Source organism: Neisseria meningitidis, assembly GCF_022869645.1.
GTDB lineage: Bacteria > Pseudomonadota > Gammaproteobacteria > Burkholderiales > Neisseriaceae > Neisseria > Neisseria meningitidis.
In genome coordinates this window covers 1,904,786-1,926,648 of sequence record NZ_CP064367.1, presented here as the reverse complement: position 1 = coordinate 1,926,648, position 21,863 = coordinate 1,904,786, and the positions used below count along the sequence as shown (strand labels likewise).

13 protein-coding genes and 3 pseudogenes are annotated in these 21,863 nt (G+C 53.5%); 12 read left to right on the top strand and 4 right to left on the bottom strand.

All coding sequences use genetic code 11. From position 1 onward, the window contains the following. Positions 1-122: 122 nt before the first annotated feature. From alaS to IUJ45_RS09775, 3 genes and pseudogenes are all read left to right on the top strand, one after another. Entirely contained in the window at positions 123-2,747 is a 2,625-nt protein-coding gene (gene alaS, locus IUJ45_RS09785) for an alanine--tRNA ligase (protein ID WP_002246319.1), read from the top strand. A 61-nt stretch (positions 2,748-2,808) separates the two neighbouring features. Then, positions 2,809-3,540, top strand: coding sequence for a hypothetical protein (locus tag IUJ45_RS09780; RefSeq protein WP_002212793.1), 732 nt, complete (start codon positions 2,809-2,811; stop codon positions 3,538-3,540). A gap of 306 nt (positions 3,541-3,846) precedes the next feature. After that, positions 3,847-6,660: pseudogene (locus tag IUJ45_RS09775) on the top strand (class I SAM-dependent DNA methyltransferase). A gap of 801 nt (positions 6,661-7,461) precedes the next feature. Here IUJ45_RS09775 and IUJ45_RS09770 read toward each other — a convergent pair. Then, the gene (locus IUJ45_RS09770) at positions 7,462-8,145 is read right to left on the bottom strand and encodes a 2,3-diphosphoglycerate-dependent phosphoglycerate mutase (protein ID WP_002229738.1); all 684 of its coding nucleotides are present in this window, start codon (positions 8,143-8,145) and stop codon (positions 7,462-7,464) included. Positions 8,146-8,440: 295 nt separating this feature from the next. On the opposite strand from IUJ45_RS09770, the gene parC reads away from it, so the two are divergent. The 5 genes and pseudogenes from parC to IUJ45_RS11255 all read left to right on the top strand — a co-directional run. Then, the gene (gene parC / locus IUJ45_RS09765) at positions 8,441-10,744 is read left to right on the top strand and encodes a DNA topoisomerase IV subunit A (protein ID WP_033909512.1); all 2,304 of its coding nucleotides are present in this window, start codon (positions 8,441-8,443) and stop codon (positions 10,742-10,744) included. 19 nt (positions 10,745-10,763) lie between these two features. After that, a pseudogene (locus IUJ45_RS09760) lies at positions 10,764-12,340 on the top strand (ATP-binding protein). Further along, entirely contained in the window at positions 12,333-12,800 is a 468-nt protein-coding gene (locus IUJ45_RS09755) for a response regulator (RefSeq protein WP_002212784.1), read from the top strand. Before IUJ45_RS09760 ends, IUJ45_RS09755 begins: the two are co-directional and overlap by 8 nt. A 103-nt stretch (positions 12,801-12,903) precedes the next feature. Continuing rightward, positions 12,904-13,656, top strand: a complete 753-nt coding sequence (locus tag IUJ45_RS09750) for a class I SAM-dependent methyltransferase (RefSeq protein WP_002246323.1) — start codon at positions 12,904-12,906, stop codon at positions 13,654-13,656. A gap of 822 nt (positions 13,657-14,478) precedes the next feature. After that, a pseudogene (locus tag IUJ45_RS11255) lies at positions 14,479-14,591 on the top strand (IS5/IS1182 family transposase); the annotation flags it as partial. Positions 14,592-14,689: 98 nt separating this feature from the next. Here the strand turns inward: IUJ45_RS11255 and IUJ45_RS09745 are convergent. The 3 genes from IUJ45_RS09745 to IUJ45_RS09735 form a co-directional block, all read right to left on the bottom strand. Next, positions 14,690-14,896 carry a DUF2788 domain-containing protein gene (locus IUJ45_RS09745; RefSeq protein ID WP_002212781.1) on the bottom strand — a complete coding sequence of 69 codons (207 nt, stop codon included), beginning with the start codon at positions 14,894-14,896 and terminating at the stop codon, positions 14,690-14,692. 94 nt (positions 14,897-14,990) lie between these two features. Further along, on the bottom strand, positions 14,991-16,160 hold the full coding sequence (metZ, locus tag IUJ45_RS09740; RefSeq protein WP_002235079.1) for an O-succinylhomoserine sulfhydrylase: 1,170 nt from the start codon (positions 16,158-16,160) through the stop codon (positions 14,991-14,993). A gap of 297 nt (positions 16,161-16,457) precedes the next feature. Further along, a complete protein-coding gene (locus tag IUJ45_RS09735; RefSeq protein WP_002234139.1) occupies positions 16,458-17,219 on the bottom strand; it encodes a hypothetical protein in 762 nt (253 codons plus the stop codon). A gap of 99 nt (positions 17,220-17,318) precedes the next feature. Here IUJ45_RS09735 and IUJ45_RS09730 point away from each other — a divergent pair, with 99 nt between their 5' ends. From IUJ45_RS09730 to trkA, 4 genes are all read left to right on the top strand, one after another. Further along, complete coding sequence (locus tag IUJ45_RS09730) at positions 17,319-17,570, top strand: NGO1151 family protein (protein WP_002234140.1); 252 nt, start codon at positions 17,319-17,321, stop codon at positions 17,568-17,570. Positions 17,571-17,621: 51 nt separating this feature from the next. Further along, on the top strand, positions 17,622-18,428 hold the full coding sequence (locus IUJ45_RS09725) for a basic amino acid ABC transporter substrate-binding protein (RefSeq protein ID WP_002229746.1): 807 nt from the start codon (positions 17,622-17,624) through the stop codon (positions 18,426-18,428). 306 nt (positions 18,429-18,734) lie between these two features. Continuing rightward, positions 18,735-20,258 carry a fumarate hydratase gene (locus IUJ45_RS09720; RefSeq protein WP_002246324.1) on the top strand — a complete coding sequence of 508 codons (1,524 nt, stop codon included), beginning with the start codon at positions 18,735-18,737 and terminating at the stop codon, positions 20,256-20,258. A 97-nt stretch (positions 20,259-20,355) separates the two neighbouring features. Next, positions 20,356-21,768, top strand: a complete 1,413-nt coding sequence (trkA, locus tag IUJ45_RS09715; RefSeq protein ID WP_002212772.1) for a Trk system potassium transporter TrkA — start codon at positions 20,356-20,358, stop codon at positions 21,766-21,768. The last annotated feature ends 95 nt before the right edge of the window (positions 21,769-21,863 follow it).

Sequence of the window (21,863 nt, the reverse complement as noted above, 5' to 3'; positions counted from 1 at the left end):
CCGCCACACTCTTCCGAAAACCGCCGCTTCCATAGCTAGAAACAGGGATTTGCGGTAAGATACCGCCGTTCGTTTTCCCTGCTTTTACCATGACAAGACATTTGAGAGACATTGAAAAAATTATGAAAACCTCCGAACTGCGCCAAAAATTCCTAAAATTTTTTGAAACCAAAGGCCACACCGTCGTCCGCTCTTCCAGCCTCGTGCCGCACGACGACCCGACCCTGCTGTTTACCAACGCGGGCATGAACCAGTTTAAAGACGTATTCTTAGGTTTCGACAAACGCCCGTACAGCCGCGCCACCACCGCGCAAAAATGCGTACGCGCAGGCGGCAAGCACAACGACTTGGAAAACGTCGGCTACACCGCCCGCCACCACACCTTCTTTGAAATGATGGGCAACTTCTCCTTCGGCGACTACTTCAAACGCGACGCCATCCACTTCGCTTGGGAATTTCTGACTTCCCCCGAATGGCTCAACATCCCTAAAGACAAACTGTTGGCGACCGTTTACGCGGAAGACGACGAAGCCTACAACATCTGGTTGAACGAAATCGGTATGCCGTCCGAGCGCATCGTCCGCATCGGCGACAACAAAGGCGCGAAATACGTGTCCGACAACTTCTGGCAAATGGGCGACACCGGCCCTTGCGGCCCCTGCTCCGAAATTTTCTACGACCACGGCGAAGAAATCTGGGGCGGCATTCCCGGCAGCCCCGAAGAAGACGGCGACCGCTGGATCGAAATTTGGAACTGCGTATTTATGCAGTTCAACCGCGACGAACAAGGCAATATGAATCCGCTGCCCAAGCCGTCCGTCGATACCGGTATGGGCTTGGAACGTATGGCCGCCGTCATGCAGCATGTTCACAGCAACTACGAAATCGACTTGTTCCAAGACCTGCTCAAAGCCGTTGCCCGCGAAACCGGCGCAGCTTTCAGCATGGATGAACCCAGCCTGAAAGTCATCGCCGACCACATCCGCTCCTGCTCCTTCCTGATTGCAGACGGCGTATTGCCGTCCAACGAAGGCCGCGGCTACGTATTGCGCCGCATTATCCGCCGCGCCGTGCGCCACGGTTACAAACTGGGTCAAAGCAAACCGTTCTTCCACAAACTGGTGGCCGATTTGGTCAAAGAGATGGGCGGTGCCTACCCTGAATTGAAAGAAAAACAAGCACAAATTGAAGAAGCATTGAAAAACGAAGAAAGCCGTTTTGCCCAAACGCTGGAAACCGGTATGGCTTTGTTGGAAAACGCGCTGGCCAAAGGCGGCAAAACACTCGACGGCGAAATCATCTTCAAACTCTACGACACCTACGGCTTCCCATACGACTTGACTGCCGACATCTGCCGCGAACGCAATATCGAACTGGACGAAGCAGGCTTCGAGCGCGAAATGGAAGCCCAACGCGCACGCGCACGCGCCGCCCAAAGCTTCAAAGCCAACGCCCAACTGCCTTATGACGGTCAAGACACCGAGTTTAAAGGTTATAGCGAACGCCAAACCGAATCCAAAGTCCTCGCCCTCTACAAAGACGGCGAGCAAGTCAACGAATTGAACGAAGGCGACAGCGGCGCAGTCGTCATCGACTTTACCCCGTTCTATGCAGAATCCGGCGGCCAAGTCGGCGATGTCGGCTATATCTTCTCAAGCGAAAACCGCTTTGAAGTACGCGATACCCAAAAAATCAAAGCGGCCGTGTTCGGACAATTCGGCGTACAAACTTCAGGCCGTCTGAAAGTCGGCGACAGCGTTACCGCCAAAGTGGACGACGAAATCCGCAATGCCAATATGCGCAACCACAGCGCAACCCACTTGATGCACAAAGCCCTGCGCGACGTATTGGGCGGACACGTCGAACAAAAAGGCTCTTTAGTTACCGCCGAATCCACCCGTTTCGACATTTCCCATCCCCAAGCGGTCACTGCCGAAGAAATCGCCGAAGTCGAACGCCGCGTCAACGAAGCCGTTTTGGCGAACGTTGCCGTCAATGCAGCCATTATGAGCATGGAAGACGCGCAAAAAACCGGCGCGATGATGCTCTTCGGCGAAAAATACGGCGAAGAAGTGCGCGTACTGCAAATGGGCGGTTTCTCTACCGAATTGTGCGGCGGCACACACGTTTCACGCACCGGCGACATCGGCCTCTTCAAAATCATCAGCGAAGGCGGTATTGCCGCAGGCGTGCGCCGTATCGAAGCCATCACCGGCCTGAACGCACTCAAATGGGCGCAAGAGCAAGAGCGTTTGGTGAAAGACATTATTGCCGAAACCAAAGCCCAAACCGAAAAAGACGTACTGGCGAAAATCCAAGCAGGCGCGGCACACGCCAAAGCATTGGAAAAAGAATTGGCACGCGCCAAAGCCGAACTCGCCGTCCACGCAGGCGCAAAACTCTTGGACGACGCAAAAGACTTGGGCGCAGCCAAACTCGTTGCCGCCCAAATCGAAGCCGACGCAGCCGCCCTGCGCGAAATCGTAACCGACCTGACCGGAAAATCCGACAACGCCGTGATTCTTTTAGCGGCAGTAAACGACGGCAAAGTCTCCCTGTGCGCCGGCGTATCCAAACCGTTGACCGGCAAAGTGAAAGCAGGCGATCTGGTTAAATTTGCAGCCGAACAAGTCGGCGGCAAAGGAGGCGGCCGTCCCGACTTGGCGCAGGCCGGCGGCACGGATGCCGGCAAATTGCCCGAAATGCTGGTAAGCGTGGAAAGCTGGCTTTGTCAGAAATTAAGTTAAATTTAAATCTTAATAAGCCATTTGAGTCTTGTTCAAATGGCTTATATTTTGGATTGTTAGAATGAATACTAAAACAGAGTTACAAAAACTTTTAGAAGAGGATATATCAACTTTAACAGAAACACTAATTTGTGCAGATGCTCTTCCTCCAAGATATGTACGTAGCATTGCAACTCCTATTGTCCGTCGATGGTTAATTGACAAACAATTAAATATTCTCGCAAAAGAAATAGGTTTAACTATAGAATTGCCCATCCTTGATACAAGTTTGGTATTTGAAAAATTGTCAACCTTAGAGAATAAAGTTAATTTTTATATGGCTGGTGGAGTTTATTTAGGCGGAGAATTTATTAGCTCTATATATCATTCATCACAAGAATTTTCTGGTGAACCAATAATCTATGCTGAACCAAATATAATTTTATGTCCTGCTGAAAAATTTTTAACTTTAAAACGAGTTTTCCATAATGGAAATATTTTTAATATGAATCAGATAATTACTTTTTTATCCAATAAACAAGGAGGAGTACATTTTGATAAAAATTACGATAAATATAAAACTTGGCAAGTTGCTATAGAAAAAGCAGCAAATTTTTTAAAACTCGGTAATCCATATAATGAAGATAAATTATCTCTTAGTGAAGAACATGATACTATTTTAGTAGTTTTACCATTAGAAAAAGGATATGAATGGAATTGTCTTGAGATAGAAGTACTATCCGCTGCTCAATCTCTAGCAAATATCTATTGCAACAAAGTTCGCCTCATAGATGGTCATGTTTGGAAGGAATAAAAGAAAAAGCATAGTTGGTAATTTTTAGTTACGTAGGGTGGGCTTCAGCCCACCGTTTTTTCATTTTTGATTGTTGATTGGTGGGCTAAAGCCCACCCTACGGTTACTAAAATCCCGTCATTACCTCGCAGGTGGGAATCCGGTTTGTTCGGTTTCGGTTTTTTAGGGACAGTGCCGCAACATTAAATTTCCAGATTCCCACTTTCGCACAAATAACAGCGCAAATAGGGCAAAGATAAGGATATGGGTTTTTTTCTTTGAATTTACTATACAATTCGCCCGTCCCCGTTATAGAAACCCAAGCCGATGAAAACCCTGCTCCAACTCCAAACCGCCGCACAAAACTTCGCCGCCTACTACAAAGACCAAACCGACGAACGCCGCGAGAAAGACACCTTCTAGAACGAATTTTTCGCCATTTTCGGCATCGACCGCAAAAACGTCGCCCACTTCGAATACCCCGTCAAAGACCCTGCCGACAACACCCAATTCGTCGATATATTTTGGGAAGGCATCTTCCTTGCCGAACACAAATCCGCCAACAAAAACCTGACCAAGGCCAAAGAGCAGGCGGAACGTTATTTACAGGAAATCGGGCGCACCAAGCCCTCCGCGCTGCCCGAATATTACGCCGTCAGCGATTTTGCCCATTTCCACCTTTACCGCCGCGTACCTGAAGAAGGCGCAGAAAACCAATGGCAGTTCCCTTTGGAAGAATTGCCTGAATACATCACGCGCGGCGTTTTCGACTTCATGTTCGGCATCGAAGCCAAAGTCCGCCAAATTCAAGAAGAAGCCAACATTCAAGCGGCGGCGACCATCGGCAGGCTGCACGACGCGCTCAAAGAAGAAGGCATTTACGAAGAACACGAGCTGCGCCTCTTCATCACGCGCCTGCTTTTCCTCTTTTTTGCCGACGACAGCGCCGTTTTCCGGCGCAACTACCTTTTCCAAGACTTTTTAGAAAACTGCAAAGAAGCCGACACGCTCGGCGACAAGCTCAATCAACTCTTTGAATTTCTCAACACACCCGACCAAAAGCGCAGCAAGACCCAAAGCGAAAAATTTAAAGGTTTCGAATACGTCAACGGCGGTCTTTTCAAAGAACGCCTGCGCACTTTCGACTTCACTGCCAAGCAGCACCGCGCCTTAATCGACTGCGGCAATTTCGACTGGCGCAACATCAGTCCAGAAATCTTCGGCACGCTCTTCCAATCCGTCATGGACGCGCAAGAGCGGCGCGAAGCGGGCGCGCACTACACCGAAGCCGCCAATATCGACAAAGTCATCAACGGCCTTTTTTTAGAAAACCTGCGTGCCGAATTTGAAGCCGTCAAAGCCCTCAAACGCGACAAAGCCAAAAAACTCGCCGCCTTCTACCAAAAAATCCAAAACCTGCAATTCCTCGACCCTGCCTGCGGCTGCGGCAACTTCCTTATCGTCGCCTACGACCGCATCCGCGCCCTTGAAGACGACATCATCGCCGAAGCCCTCAAAGACAAAGCAGACGGCCTGTTCGACAGCCCGTCCGTCCAATGCCGTCTGAAACAGTTTCACGGCATCGAAATAGACGAATTTGCCGTCCTCATCGCCCGCACCGCCATGTGGCTCAAAAACCACCAATGCAACATCCGCACACAAATCCGCTTCGACGGCGAAGTCGCCTGCCATACGCTGCCGCTCGAAGACGCCGCCGAAATCATCCACGCCAACAGCCTCCGCACACCTTGGCAGGCGGCGGACTACATCTTCGGCAATCCCCCCTTTATCGGCTCGACCTACCAAACCAAAGAGCAGAAAAACGACCTCGAAAGCATCTGCGGCCATATCAAAGGCTACGGCCTGTTGGATTACGTCTGCAACTGGTACGTCAAAGCCGCAGGCATCATGGCGCAGCATCCCCAAGTTCAGACGGCATTTGTTTCCACCAATTCCATCTGCCAAGGCCAGCAGGTCGAAATCCTCTGGGGCAGCCTTTTAAACCAAGGCATCGAAATCCACTTTGCCCACCGCACCTTCCAATGGACGAGCCAAGCCGCAGGCAAAGCCGCCGTCCACTGCATCATCGTCGGCTTCCGCCAAAAGCCGCCAATGCCGTCTGAAAAAACCCTCTACGACTATCCCGACATCAAAGGCGAACCCGAAAAACACGCCGTAGCCAACATCAATCCTTATCTGATCGATGCGCCCGATTTGATTATCGCCAAGCGCAGCCGTCCCATACATTGCGAACCTGATATGGTCAACGGAAGCAAACCGACCGAAGGCGGCAACCTTATCCTTTCAACCGCCGAAAAAGATGCCCTGATTGCCGCCGAACCCTTGGCGGAGCAATACATCCGCCCCTTTATCGGCGCGGATGAGTTTCTCAACGGCAAAACCCGTTGGTGCCTGTGGTTTCACGGCGTATCCGATGTCAAACGCAACCACGACCTGAAACAAATGCCCCAAGTTCAAGCCCGTATTCAGGCGGTCAAAACCATGCGCGAAGCCAGCAGCGACAAACAAACTCAAAAAGATGCAGCAACCCCGTGGCTTTTTCAAAAAATCCGCCAGCCTTCAGACGGCAATTATCTGATTATTCCGAGCGTGTCGTCTGAAAGCCGCCGTTTCATCCCCATCGGTTATCTGTCGTTTGAAACAGTTGTCAGCAATCTGGCATTTATCCTTCCAAACGCCACCCTCTACCACTTCGGCATCCTCAGCTCCACCATGCACAACGCCTTTATGCGTACCGTTGCAGGTCGTCTGAAAAGCGATTATCGCTACTCTAATACCGTCGTGTACAACAACTTCCCCTTCCCCGAAAGCTGCCGGTTGCCGTCTGAAAACGACCGCCCCGACCCGCTCCGCGCCGCCGTCGAAGCCGCCGCCCAAACCGTCCTCGACGCGCGCGGACAATACCGCCGAGAAGCGCAGGAAGCCGGTTTGCCCGAGCCGACCCTCGCCGAACTCTATGCGCCCGACGCAGGCTATACCGCCCTCGACAAAGCCCACGCCACCCTCGACAAGGCAGTCGATAAAGCCTACGGCTACAAAACAGGCAAAAATACCGACGACGAGGCAGAACGCGTCGCCTTCCTGTTCGAGCTGTACCGCAAGGCGGCGGCAATTGCGTAGTAGTTGCGTAGTAGTTGCGTAGGATAGTTGCGTAGGGTGGGCTTCAGCCCACCAACTCCCACCAACTCCCACCATCTTCACCCTAAAACCCCGTCATCTCCGCAAAAGCAATTGCGTAGGGTGGGCTTCAGCCCACCGTTTTTCTTCATTTTCGGTTGTTGATTGGCAGGCTGAAGCCCACCCTGCGGTTACAAAAATCCCGTCATTCCCGCGCAGGCGGGAATCCAGACCTTTCGGGGCGGAAACTTATCGGATAAAACGATTTCCCCTGCATCCTGGATTCCCACTTTCATGGGAATGACGGGATATAGGTTTCCCTACGGACGTGTTCAGATTCCCGCCTTCGCGGGAATGACGGCGGAGAAGTTTCTGTCTTTCCGATAACTTACCGTAACTTAAAATCCCGTCATTACCGCAAAAGCAGTTGCTACGGTTACAAAAATCCCGTCATCCCCACGAAAGCGAAAATCCTGCCTGTCGGATTTCGGTTTTTTCGGGCGTTTCGGGAACTTATAAATCGTCATTCCCGCGCAGGCGGGAATCCAGAACGCGGGACGGCGGCAATATTCAAAGGTTGTCTGAAAATTCAGAGGTTCTAGATTCCCGCCTGCGCGGGAATGACGGCGGAGCGGTTTCTGCTTTTCCGATAAATGACCGCAACCTAAAACCCATCCTTCCCACGAAAACAGAAAAACAAAAACCTAAAATCCCGTCGTTCTCGCGAAAGCAGTTGCTACGTTTACCGTCAAAAATGCCGTCTGAACGCTCAAGCCTTCAGACGGCATTTTTTATTTCACACCCTTACAGGTAGAATTTTTCGATGACTTTCAAATTGTCGTCCAATTTGTACACCAACGGCTGACCGGTCGGGATTTCCAAGCCCATGATGTCTTCGTCGGAAATGCCCTCGATGTGTTTTGCCAGCGCGCGCAGGGAGTTGCCGTGCGCCGCCACCAAGACGCGTTTGCCGCTCAAAATCGCGGGGGCGATTTGGTCTTCCCAAAACGGCAATACGCGCTCCAGCGTTACTTGCAGGTTTTCGCCGTCGGGGATAACATCGGCAGGCAGATGGGCATAGCGGCGGTCTTTGTGTGCGGAAAACTCATCGTCTTTGTCCAAAAGCGGCGGCAGGGTGTCGTAGCTGCGCCGCCAGATGCGGACTTGCTCGTCGCCGTATTGTTCGGCGGTTTGTTTTTTGTCCAGGCCTTGCAGTCGGCCGTAGTGGCGTTCGTTCAGCCGCCATGTTTTGATTTGCGGTACGAACAGTTGGTCGGATTCTTCCAAAACGATGTTGCAGGTCTTAATCGCGCGGGTCAGGACGGATGTGAAGGCGATGTCGAACTCATAGCCGTTTTCTTTCAGTTTTTTACCGGCGGCAGCAGCCTCGGCAAGCCCCTGCTCGCTCAGCTTCACGTCGCGCCAGCCTGTAAACAGGTTTTTCGCGTTCCATTCGCTTTGTCCGTGGCGGATAAATACCAATTCCATATCGTCTCCAATGTGTGAAAGTGGGAAAGCCTTATTTATAACATATTTTCACATTCCCGTATTTGATTCAGATTCAGACACGCGCCCACTATGGTTTGCCGTTTTGATTTACAATAATGCCCTTTGCTTTACATTCCGCATACACAATGTTTCAACACACAGGACGACACATAAAGCACCGCCCTATGTGTTGCCCTGATTTGGAAGGGGTTGCCCCCTCCCAAATAAAGTCTGATTCTACCGCCCCGAAGGACAGATGTCCAAGTGGCGGGGGTTCAACCGAAAAGGAAATACGATAAATATGCAACCGCACGCTCCACATACCGATTCCAATACGCTGATGCTCGGCCGATACGCCGAACGCGCCTATCTCGAATACGCCATGAGCGTGGTCAAAGGCCGCGCGCTGCCTGAAGTTTCAGACGGCCAAAAGCCCGTTCAGCGGCGCATTTTGTTTGCCATGCGCGATATGGGTTTGACGGCGGGGGCGAAGCCGGTGAAATCGGCGCGCGTGGTCGGCGAGATTTTGGGTAAATACCACCCGCACGGCGACAGTTCCGCCTATGAGGCGATGGTGCGGATGGCGCAGGATTTTACCTTGCGCTATCCCTTAATCGACGGCATCGGCAACTTCGGTTCGCGCGACGGCGACGGTGCGGCGGCGATGCGTTACACCGAAGCTCGGCTGACGCCGATTGCGGAATTGCTGTTGTCCGAAATCAATCAGGGAACGGTGGATTTCGTGCCGAACTACGACGGCGCGTTTGACGAGCCGCTGCACCTGCCCGCCCGCCTGCCTATGGTGTTGCTCAACGGCGCGTCAGGCATCGCGGTGGGCATGGCGACCGAGATTCCGTCGCACAATTTGAACGAAGTGACGCAGGCAGCGATTGCGCTGTTGAAGAAGCCGACGCTGGAAACCGCCGACCTGATGCAATATATTCCTGCGCCCGATTTTGCCGGCGGCGGTCAAATCATCACGCCGGCGGACGAATTGCGCCGGATTTACGAAACCGGCAAAGGCAGCGTGCGCGTGCGTGCGCGTTATGAAATCGAGAAGCTGGCGCGCGGACAGTGGCGCGTCATCGTAACCGAGCTGCCGCCGAACGCCAATTCCGCCAAAATCCTTGCCGAAATCGAAGAACAAACCAACCCGAAACCGAAAGCGGGTAAGAAACAGCTCAACCAAGACCAGCTCAACACCAAAAAGCTGATGCTGGATTTAATCGACCGCGTGCGCGACGAGTCCGACGGCGAACATCCCGTGCGACTGGTGTTCGAACCGAAATCCAGCCGCATCGATACCGATACCTTCATCAACACGCTGATGGCGCAAACTTCGCTGGAAGGCAATGTGTCCATGAACTTGGTGATGATGGGGCTGGACAACCGCCCCGCGCAGAAAAACCTGAAAACGATTTTGCAGGAATGGCTGGATTTCCGCACCGTAACCGTAACACGCCGTCTGAAATTCCGTTTGAACCAAGTGGAAAAACGGCTGCACATCCTCGAAGGCCGTCTGAAAGTCTTTCTGCACATCGACGAAGTGATTAAAGTCATCCGCGAATCAGATGACCCGAAAACCGATTTGATGGCGGCGTTCGGGCTGACCGAAATCCAAGCCGAAGACATTTTGGAAATCCGCCTGCGTCAGTTGGCGCGTTTGGAAGGTTTCAAACTCGAAAAAGAATTGAACGAATTGCGCGAAGAACAAGGCCGTCTGAACATCCTTTTGGGCGACGAAAACGAAAAACGCAAGCTGATTGTCAAAGAGATGCAGGCGGACATGAAACAGTTCGGCGACGCGCGCCGCACGCTGGTGGAAGAAGCCGGACGCGCCGTGCTGACACAAACCACCGCCGACGAACCCATCACACTGATTCTGTCGGAAAAAGGCTGGATACGCAGCCGCGCCGGACACAATCTCGATTTGAGCCAAACCGCGTTCAAAGAAGGCGACCGCCTCAAACAAACCCTCGAAGGCAGAACGATTTTACCCGTCGTCATTCTCGATTCATCGGGCAGAACCTACACCCTTGATGCCGCCGAAATCCCCGGCGGGCGCGGCGACGGCGTGCCGGTTTCATCCTTGATCGAGCTGCAAAACGGCGCGAAACCCGTTGCGATGTTGACAGGATTGCCGGAACAACATTATTTATTATCAAGCAGCGGCGGCTACGGCTTCATCGCCAAACTGGGCGATATGGTCGGGCGCGTGAAAGCGGGCAAAGTGGTGATGACCGCAGACAGCGGCGAAACCGTTTTGCCGCCGGTTGCCGTCTATGCCTCCTCGTTCATCAACCCCGACTGCAAAATCATTGCCGCCACCAATCAAAACCGCGCCCTCGCCTTCCCCATCGGCGAATTGAAAATTATGGCGAAAGGCAAAGGGCTGCAAATCATCGGATTAAACGCCGGCGAATCGATGACGCATACCGCCGTTTCTTCCGAGCCGGAAATCCTGATTGAAAGCGAAGGCAGGCGCGGCGCAGCGCACAAAGACCGCATCCCCATCTCCCTGCTTGAGGCAAAACGCGGCAAAAAAGGCAAACTATTACCCATATCGGGCAGCCTGAAACAGCTTTCTTCCCCGAAATAAACCCGACTCTGCACATACTATGGTAATTTCCAATACCCGCGAACTTGAGAAACTCAAAGACCGGATTCCCAATCTGATCAACATCGCCCGCATCGCCATCGTCTTCCCCCTGCTGATTATGCATATCTTCGGGTTGGAGGTCAGCGGACATGAAAACCTGCACGCTTCGTGGACGGCGTGGGCATTTTATGTTTGGCTCGCCATTTCCTGCTGGCTGATTTTCTTTTCCATCATCCATCCGCATTGGCAATGGCAGTCGCTGAAAATGCCGCGTTTCAGCGCGGTGGCGGACATCACGATGATCGGCGTGCTGACCTACCTGTTCGGCGGCATCGATTCCGGCTTCGGCATCCTGATTCTGCCCTTCGTCGTCTGCTCCTGCCTGCTCAGCTACGGGCGTTACCCCCTGCTCTATGCCAGCTACGCCGCCATCCTGCTGATATTCAACGCCATTGCCGACGGCGATATCGGCAAATATCCGCACATATCGGATGCCCGAACCGCCTCGGCAACCTTCATCCTCGTCGCCGCCTCCTATCTTTCCGCCATCTTCACCTCACTGTCGGTCAGATACATCGACAGCGCCGGCCAACTGGCCCGCGACAACCACCTCGCCTACCGGCGCATCAAAGGCTTGAGCCAAACCGTACTCGAACGCGTTCAAGAAGCCGTCGTCGTCATCAATACCGAAGGGCTGGCGGTGCTGTTCAACCGGAAGGCGAAAGACCTTTTCCCCGCACTCGAAATCGGACGGCGCGCCGACCTGTCCGATTCTGCCGCCGAACTGTGGGACCAAGCCTCTCCGCACACTTTCGAATACGTCCTCGGCACACTCGGCCTGACCGCCCGCATCCGCGCCGTGCCGATGAACAAAGAGCCGGACAAGCTGCTTATCCTCTACATCCGCCCGCAAAGCGAAATTCAGGCAGAAGCCCTGTCCGTCAAACTTGCCGCGCTCGGACAACTGACCGCCAACCTTGCCCACGAAATCCGCAACCCGATGTCCGCCATCCGCCACGCCAACGACCTGCTGCGCGAAAATATGGAAGCGGGGGCGGCAGATCCGTTCAACGCCAAATTGTGCAAAATCATCGACGGCAACGTCTGCCGCATCGACAAAATGCTCGAAGACATTTCCTCACTCAACAAGCGCAACAAAACCGAACGCGAAACCATCGGCCTGATACCGTTTTGGGAAGAATTCAAACAAGAGTTCCTGCTCGGCCATCCCGATGCCGCCGGCTGCATCCGCTTGGATATGCAGGGCAATCACCCGACCGCCTATTTCGATCCCGCCCACCTGCGGCAGATTATGTGGAATCTCGCCAACAACGCGTGGCGGCACAGCCGCAAACAGCCCGGCTCGATTTCCGTCACCATCCGCCCCGCGCAAAAAAACACCGTCTGCATCCTCTTTGCCGACCGCCCGAAGTGCAGGAACACCTGTTCGAACCCTTTTACACCACGGCGGAAAACGGCACCGGCCTCGGGCTGTATGTCGCCCGCGAACTGGCGCACGCCAATTTCGGCGATTTGACCTACCTACCGGAAGCCAAATGTTTCGAACTCACATTACCGGAAAAAACCAATGACTGAACTGCAACACCCCGTCCTCGTCGTCGATGACGAAACCGACATTCTCGACCTGATGGAAATGACCCTGATGAAAATGGGCTTGCGCGTCCATACCGCGTCAGGCGTTGCCGAAGCCAAAAACAAGCTCGACAGCCAACGCTATTCGCTCGTCCTGACCGATATGCGTATGCCGGACGGCTCGGGGCTGGAAGTCGTCCAACACATCAACAGCCGCCTGCTCGATACGCCGGTTGCCGTCATCACCGCCTTCGGCAACGCCGATCAGGCACAGGAAGCGTTGCGTTGCGGCGCGTTCGACCCCGATACCATGCAGATACAGGACTATCTCGACCAAATCGAACGCGACATCATCGAACAAACCCTCAAACAAACCGAAGGCAACCGCACGCAGGCCGCCAAACGCTTGGGCATCAGCTTCCGTTCCATGCGCTACCGTATGGAACGCCTCAACATCGGCTGACGACAAAACGGCATCCGCACCATCTCCGCCCACCCGAAAAAATGCCGTCTGAAACGGCACGGGAAAGCGGGTTCGCCCCACGCCCGAACGGACACAAAACACCATGACCGACATCCTTATTGACAACACCGCCACCGAAACCGTCCGCACCCTGATACGGGCATTCCCCCTTGTGCCCGTTTCCCAACCGCCCGAACAAGGCAGTTACCTCCTTGCCGAACACGATACCGTCAGCCTCAGGCTTGTCGGGGAAAAAAGCAGCGTCATCGTCGATTTTGCCTCCGGCGCGGCACAATACCGGCGCACAAAAGGCGGGGGCGAACTCATCGCCAAAGCCGTCAACCACACCGCGCACCCCACCGTTTGGGACGCAACCGCAGGATTGGGGCGCGACAGCTTCGTCCTCGCCTCGCTCGGGCTGGCCGTTACCGCCTTCGAGCAACATCCCGCCGTCGCCTGCCTGCTTTCAGACGGCATCCGCCGCGCCCTCCTCAATCCCGAAACGCAAGACACCGCCGCGCACATCAACCTCCATTTCGGCAACGCCGCCGAACAAATGCCCGCACTTGTCCAAACACAAGGCAAACCCGACATCGTCTATCTCGACCCCATGTATCCCGAACGCCGCAAAAGTGCCGCCGTTAAAAAAGAAATGACCTACTTCCATCGGCTCGTCGGCGAAGCGCAAGATGAAGCGGCACTCCTGCATACCGCACGCCAAACAGCAAAAAAACGCGTCGTCGTCAAACGCCCCCGCCTCGGCGAACACCTTGCCGGACAAGCCCCTGCCTACCAATACACCGGCAAAAGCACCCGCTTCGACGTTTACCTGCCCTACGGGACGGACAAGGGATAACGCCCATAAAACAAGACACCGAAAAATTTGCCGTTCTTATGCAAACGAGAAACCGGTTTTTGCGTTTCGACTGTTTTGGATAAATCATCACACCTTAAAGTTTGTCATTCCCACGGAAGTGGGAATCCGATTCATTCAGTTTTATAGTGGTTTAAATTTAAACCACTATAGCTGTTTTCGAGTTTCAGGCAACTTCCAAACCGTCATTCCCACGGAAGTGGGAATCTAGAAATGAAAGGCAACAGGAATTTATCGTAAATGACCGAAACCGAACGGACTAGATTCCCGCCTGCGCGGGAATGACGGGGCGGGCGGATGCCGTCTGAAATTCCGTCATTCCCGTAAAAACGGGAATCTAGAACTTCTGATTTTTCAGACGACTTTTGAACATTGCCGCTACCCAATGATCTGGATTCCCGCCTGCGCGGGAATGACGAGGTTTCAGGTTGCTGTTTCGGGTTGCTGTTTTTTATGGAAATGACGAGGTTTTAGATTGCGAGAATTTATCCGCTCCGCCGTCATTCCCACGGAAGTGGGAATCAGGAAATGAAAAGCAATAGGAATTTATCGTAAATGACCGAAACCGAACGGACTAGATTCCCGCCTGCGCGGGAATGACGGGGCGGGAGGATGCCGTCTGAAATTCCGTCATTCCCGTGAAAACGGGAATCTAGAACTTCTGATTTTTCAGACGACTTTTGAACATTGCCGCTACCCAATGATTTGGATTCCCGCCTGCGCGGGAATGACGATGTAAAATTATCCGGGATTCAAAAAGACAGGCTTTCACATCCGTGGGAATGACTGCGGAAAGATGATTTTTATAATGGATTAAATTTAAATCAAGACAAGGCGACGAAGCCGCAGACAGTACAAATAGTACGGCAAGGCGAGGCAACGCCGTACTGGTTTTTGTTAATCCACTATATTTTGTCATAAAAATCCGCACCTTAATCAGTTGGCGGTTAAATCAAACTTTTAGGGTGCAGATTACTTTTTATGATTTCAGACGGCATTTTGACAGGCCGCAAACCTATTTCGGCAATACCAAAAACTTAATCAATAACTCTTTGAACACAAAACCGAACACGCCCAAGCCCAAAACCAAAAACAAAATGGCGATGCCGAATTTGCCCGCTTTGGACTCCTTGCCCAAATTCCAAACGATAAAACCCAAAAAAATAATCAAGCCGGTCAGGCAGATTTTCAACGCCCAATCGGCAAAAACCGCTTCATCCATATTTTTTTCCTATTGTTGACGTGTATGTCATATAAGATAAGGGTTTCAGACGGCATTTGCGGTGTTTTTCCGCCGATGCCGTCTGAACACGCAATCAGCGCGCGAGTGCCTGTTTCAAATCGTCAATCAAATCGCCAACATATTCCAAACCGACCGACAGGCGCACCAATCCGGGGCGGATGTTGGCGGCGAGTTTTTCTTCGGGCTGCATCCTGCCGTGCGTGGTTGTCCACGGATGGGTAATGGTCGAGCGCACGTCGCCGAGGTTGGCGGTACGGGAGAAAAGTTCGACGCCGTCCACGACTTTCCACGCGGCTGCTTGGTCGGCGACTTCAAAGCCGATGACGATGCCGCCGCCGTTTTGCTGTTTGCGGATAAGCTCCGCCTGAGGATGGTCGGGTAATCCGGTGTAATACACGGCTTGAACCTGCGGCTGCGCTTGCAGCCATTGCGCGATTTTCAAGGCGTTGTCGAACTGTTTTTCCATACGCAGAGACAGGGTTTCCACGCCGCTCAACAACTGCCATGCGTTAAACGGCGACATTGCCAGCCCGCAAGAGTTGCAGTAAACGGCGACCTGCGCCATCAGTTCTTCCGAACCCGCCAACACGCCGCCCATCACGCGCCCGTGTCCGTCTATGGCTTTGGTCGCGGAGGAAACGGAAATATCCGCGCCGTGTTTCAAAGGCTGAGAGCCGACAGGCGACAGCAGGCTGTTGTCCACCACCAAGAGCGCGCCGATGCCGTGCGCCAATTCCGCCAAGGCTTCCAAGTCGGCCACTTCTCCCAAGGGATTGGACGGCGTTTCCAAAAACAGCAGTTTGGTGTTGGCTTTGACGGCGGCTTTCCATTCGTTTATATCAGTCGGCGACACGTGACTCACTTCGATGCCGAATTTGGTAACGATGTTATTGATAAAGCCGACGGTCGTGCCGAACAGGCTGCGGCTGGAAATCACATGGTCGCCCGCCTGCAAAAAGGTGAAAAACGCCGCCTGAATCGCGGACATGCCGGTCGAGGTGGCGACCGCGCGTTCCGCACCTTCCAAAGCGGCGATGCGTTTTTCAAAGGCGGCTGTGGTCGGGTTGGCGGTACGGGTATAAGTGAAGCCTTTGATTTTTTTTGAAAACAAATCGGCAGCGTGTTGGGCGTTGTCCCACATGAAGCTGCTGGTCAGGAACAATGCCTGATTGTGTTCGCGGTATTCGGTTTGTTCTTTGCCGCCGCGTATGGCGAGCGTTTGCGGATGGAGTTTTTTGCTCATCGGTGATTCCTCGGTTTTATCCGTTCGGCAACGGAGCGTGCGCCCGTTGTTTAATTTATAGTGGATTAACAAAAACCAGTACAGCGTTGCCTCGCCTTAGCTCAAAGAGAACGATTCTCTAAGGTGCTGAAGCACCAAGTGAATCGGTTCCGTACTATTTGTACTGTCTTCGGCTTCGTCGCCTTGTCCTGATTTTTGTTAATCCACTATATTAATATTTTGCGCCTGTTCTATGATGCTTTCAAGTCGGGTGAGAATGCAAATGCCGTCTGAAACGGCTTTCAGACGGCATGGCAATCAGCGTTTGTATTTTAACTCGTACTTGATGTCGTTGAGGATTTTGCGGACATCGTGTTCCAACACGTCTTCGACTACCGCACCCGCCTGCTCGTGCAGCATCTGCTGGAGCTGATAGGTAAAAACCGCCATCTGCTTTTGCACCGCCGTACGGATGATACCGTTGACGGTATCGGTCAGATGCGGGCGCAGGCGTTTGATCAGCCGTTCGGTCAGCTCCTGTTCGGACAGGCAGAACACTTCGCGCCGGTTGACGGCTTTCGGGTTCAGAATATTGATTTGGACGGGCATCAACGCTTCTTCCGCACCGCCTTCGCCGTTTTCCGCAACCCCGTCTGCCGCCGTACCCGATTCTGCCGCATCGGCGTTTTCCCCGCCTTCAATCTGTCCGGTTTCAAATTCGGCACTGTCTTTTTTGGCATCAAACCGGATTCTCCGCCGCGATTCGATGTGTTTTTCCGAAACCGACATTTGCAGGGAAGCCTGCGCGTTGAGCCAGTTTTCCTGAAGGACGATCATCGGGTCGGTTTCGACTTCCTCGCCGCAATCGGCAACGGCGGCATTGTGTTCCTCCTGCCATTTTTTCAGATACGCCTTCAACACACGGGCTCGGCTCTCATCGTCCAGTTTCGGCACAGGCGCGTCCGTTCCGGTTTCAGAGGGGCGGGACAGCGGCGCGTAAGTCGGCACTGCCTTCATACGGCGCGTCTGACGCAGGTTTTCCAAACGTTTTTCCCAATTCGGCTCTTTATTCGCATCCATTTTCGGCTTCCGGTTCTTAATCTTTGCAGGCAGACAAACCCGCGCCCAAAGCGCGGTTTGATATAATGGCGCATTTTAACAGATTCGCGAGGATACATCATGAGCAGCATCGAACAGCGTTTGGAATATCTGGAAGAGGCGAACGACGTGCTGCGTATGCAGAACCACGTCCTGTCCACCGCCTTCAAAGCCCTGATCCGCGCCCTTCCCGCCGACACCGCCGAAGTCGCGGTCGAGTCCATCCAGCTTGCATTTGAAGACGCCTTGGCAGAATTGAGCTATGAGGACAGCCCGCATACGGATTTGTTCCACGACGTTACTTATGCGTTTTTCCGTGAAAAAGAACGTTAATTTTATGTTAAACTGATTTTTTAGGCTTTTTGATTACCGAAAGGAATTTTGATGAATATGAAAAAATGGATTGCCGCCGCCCTTGCCTGTTCCGCGCTCGCGCTGTCTGCCTGCGGCGGTCAGGGTAAAGATGCCGCCGCGCCCGCCGCAAATCCCGACAAAGTGTACCGCGTGGCTTCCAACGCCGAGTTTGCCCCCTTTGAATCTTTAGACTCGAAAGGCAATGTCGAAGGTTTCGATGTGGATTTGATGAACGCGATGGCGAAGGCGGGCAATTTTAAAATCGAATTCAAACACCAGCCGTGGGACAGCCTTTTCCCCGCCTTGAACAACGGCGATGCGGACGTTGTGATGTCGGGCGTAACCATTACCGACGACCGCAAACAGTCTATGGACTTCAGCGACCCGTATTTTGAAATCACCCAAGTCGTCCTCGTTCCGAAAGGCAAAAAAATATCTTCTTCCGAAGATTTGAAAAACATGAACAAAGTCGGCGTGGTAACCGGCTACACGGGCGATTTCTCCGTATCCAAACTCTTGGGCAACGACAACCCGAAAATCGCGCGCTTTGAAAACGTTCCCCTGATTATCAAAGAACTGGAAAACGGCGGCTTGGATTCCGTGGTCAGCGACAGCGCAGTCATCGCCAATTATGTGAAAAACAATCCGACCAAAGGGATGGACTTCGTTACCCTGCCCGACTTCACCACCGAACACTACGGCATCGCGGTACGCAAAGGCGACGAAGCAACCGTCAAAATGCTGAACGATGCGTTGAAAAAAGTACGCGAAAGCGGCGAATACGACAAAATCTACGCCAAATATTTTGCAAAAGAAGACGGACAGGCCGCAAAATAAGCCCGCCCATCCGAACACAATGCCGTCTGAAGCCCTTTCAGACGGCATTGTTCATCAATCGGCCTACAATGAACTGCCTGCTGATTTCTCCCTACCGCAAAGCAACAGGCAAAGATTACAAATATCAAAATCCGAGTAAAACAGTATTTTATTAAAACAAATTGATAATCAAGAGATTAGAATTATGTATTGTCTTTACCGTACAAACGCTGGCACTATTTCAACCTGATAAAAAACAGCCTTCAAAAAGGTTGTTTAAAACAGCAGCAGACACTTACCGCCACAACCTTGAAAAGGAACACAATCATGACCGTCATCAAACAGGAAGACTTTATCCAAAGCATTTGCGATGCCTTCCAATTCATCAGCTACTACCATCCCAAAGACTACATCGACGCGCTTTATAAGGCGTGGCAGAAGGAAGAAAACCCCGCCGCCAAAGACGCGATGACGCAGATTTTGGTCAACAGCCGCATGTGTGCCGAAAACAACCGCCCCATCTGCCAAGATACCGGTATCGCGACCGTGTTTTTGAAAGTCGGTATGGATGTGCAATGGGATGCAGACATGAGCGTCGAAGAGATGGTTAACGAAGGCGTGCGCCGCGCCTACACTTGGGAAGGCAATACGCTGCGCGCTTCCGTTCTCGCCGACCCCGCCGGCAAACGCCAAAATACCAAAGACAACACGCCCGCCGTCATCCATATGAGCATCGTGCCGGGCGACAAAGTCGAAGTAACCTGCGCGGCAAAAGGCGGCGGTTCTGAAAACAAATCCAAACTCGCCATGCTCAACCCTTCCGACAACATCGTCGATTGGGTATTGAAAACCATTCCGACCATGGGCGCGGGCTGGTGTCCTCCCGGCATCTTGGGCATCGGCATCGGCGGTACGCCCGAAAAAGCCGTGTTGATGGCGAAAGAATCCCTGATGAGCCACATCGACATCCAAGAATTGCAGGAAAAAGCCGCGTCCGGCGCGGAATTGTCCACCACCGAAGCCCTGCGCCTCGAACTCTTTGAAAAAGTCAACGCGCTAGGCATCGGCGCGCAAGGCTTGGGCGGTCTGACCACCGTGTTGGACGTGAAAATCCTCGATTACCCGACCCACGCCGCCTCCAAACCGATTGCCATGATTCCGAACTGCGCCGCCACCCGCCACGTCGAATTTGAATTGGACGGCTCAGGCCCTGTCGAACTCACGCCGCCGCGCGTCGAAGACTGGCCCGATTTGACTTACAGCCCCGACAACGGCAAACGCGTCGATGTCGACAAGCTGACCAAAGAAGAAGTGGCAAGCTGGAAAACCGGCGACGTATTGCTGTTGAACGGCAAAATCCTCACCGGCCGCGATGCCGCACACAAACGCCTCGTCGATATGCTCGACAAAGGCGAAGAATTGCCCGTCGATTTCACCAACCGCCTGATTTACTACGTCGGCCCCGTCGATCCGGTCGGCGACGAAATCGTCGGCCCAGCAGGTCCGACCACCGCCACCCGCATGGACAAATTCACCCGCCAAATGCTCGAACAAACCGACCTCTTGGGCATGATCGGCAAATCCGAGCGCGGCGCGGCCACCTGCGAAGCCATCGCCGACAACAAAGCCGTGTACCTCATGGCAGTCGGCGGCGCGGCGTATCTCGTGGCAAAAGCCATCAAATCTTCCAAAGTCTTGGCGTTCCCCGAATTGGGCATGGAAGCCATTTACGAATTTGAAGTCAAAGACATGCCCGTAACCGTCGCCGTAGACAGCAAAGGCGAATCCATCCACGCCACCGCCCCGCCCAAATGGCAGGCGAAAATCGGCATCATCCCTGTCGAATCTTGAGGCGCCATGCCGTCTGAACACAAAATCTGCCTTCAGACGGCATTTCCGCCCCCGGTTGCGGTACAATCCACCATTTCATCACTCGGCGACCCACACCGTGAAAATCCTCATTTTAGGCAACGGACAGGTAGGTTCTACCGTCGCACAAAACCTTGCCGCCATACCCAACAACGACGTAACCGTTATCGACATCGACGAAAAAGCATTGCAGGAAACAGGCAGCCGCCTCGATGTCCAAACCGTTTTCGGCAACGGCGCATCCCCCTTCACATTAGAACGCGCCGGCGCGGAAGATGCCGACTTGCTGCTCGCGCTCTCCCGCAGCGACGAAACCAACATCGTCGCCTGCAAAGTTGCCGCCGACCTGTTCAACATCCCCGGCCGCATCGCGCGCGTCCGTTCCAGCGAATACCTCGAATACCTCAGCCCCAAGCTCGAAAACAACGAAAACGGCAGCCTTTCCATATTCGGCATAACCGAAACCATCAGCCCCGAACAGCTCGTTACCGAACAGCTTGCCGGCCTGATAGACTGCCCGGGCGCATTGCAGGTTTTACGTTTTGCAGACGACCGCGTGCGGATGGTCATCATACAGGCGCGGCGCGGCGGACTGCTTGTCGGACGCAGCATTGCCGACATCGCCCAAGATTTGCCCGACGGGGCCGACTGCCAAATCTGCGCCGTTTACCGCAACAACCGCCTCATCGTCCCCGCGCCGCAAACCGTCATCATCGAAGGCGACGAAATCCTGTTTGCCGCCGCCGCCGAAAACATCGGCGCGGTCATACCCGAATTGCGCCCCAAAGAAACCAGCACCCGCCGCATCATGATTGCCGGCGGCGGCAACATCGGCTACCGTCTCGCCAAGCAGCTCGAACACGCATACAACGTCAAAATCATCGAATGCCGGCCGCGCCGTGCCGAATGGATAGCCGAAAACCTCGACAACACCCTCGTCCTGCAAGGTTCGGCAACCGACGAAACCCTGCTCGACAACGAATACATCGACGAAATCGACGTATTCTGCGCCCTGACCAACGACGACGAAAGCAACATTATGTCCGCCCTTTTGGCGAAAAACCTCGGCGCGAAGCGCGTCATCGGCATCGTCAACCGCTCAAGCTACGTCGATTTGCTCGAAGGCAACAAAATCGACATCGTCGTCTCCCCCCACCTCATCACCATCGGCTCGATACTCGCCCACATCCGGCGCGGCGACATCGTTGCCGTCCACCCCATCCGGCGCGGCACGGCGGAAGCCATCGAAGTCGTCGCACACGGCGACAAAAAAACTTCCGCCATCATCGGCAGGCGCATCAGCGGCATCAAATGGCCCGAAGGCTGCCACATTGCCGCCGTCGTCCGCGCCGGAACCGGCGAAACCATTATGGGACACCATACCGAAACCGTCATCCAAGACGGCGACCACATCATCTTTTTCGTCTCGCGCCGGCGCATCCTGAACGAACTGGAAAAACTCATCCAAGTCAAAATGGGCTTTTTCGGATAAACCGCCCCATTCCGGACACATTGCCGCCAAGCGGTATGGAAGCGGAATAATGGTAGGTGGGCTTCAGACGGCATCGTCCCCCACCGTTATTCCCG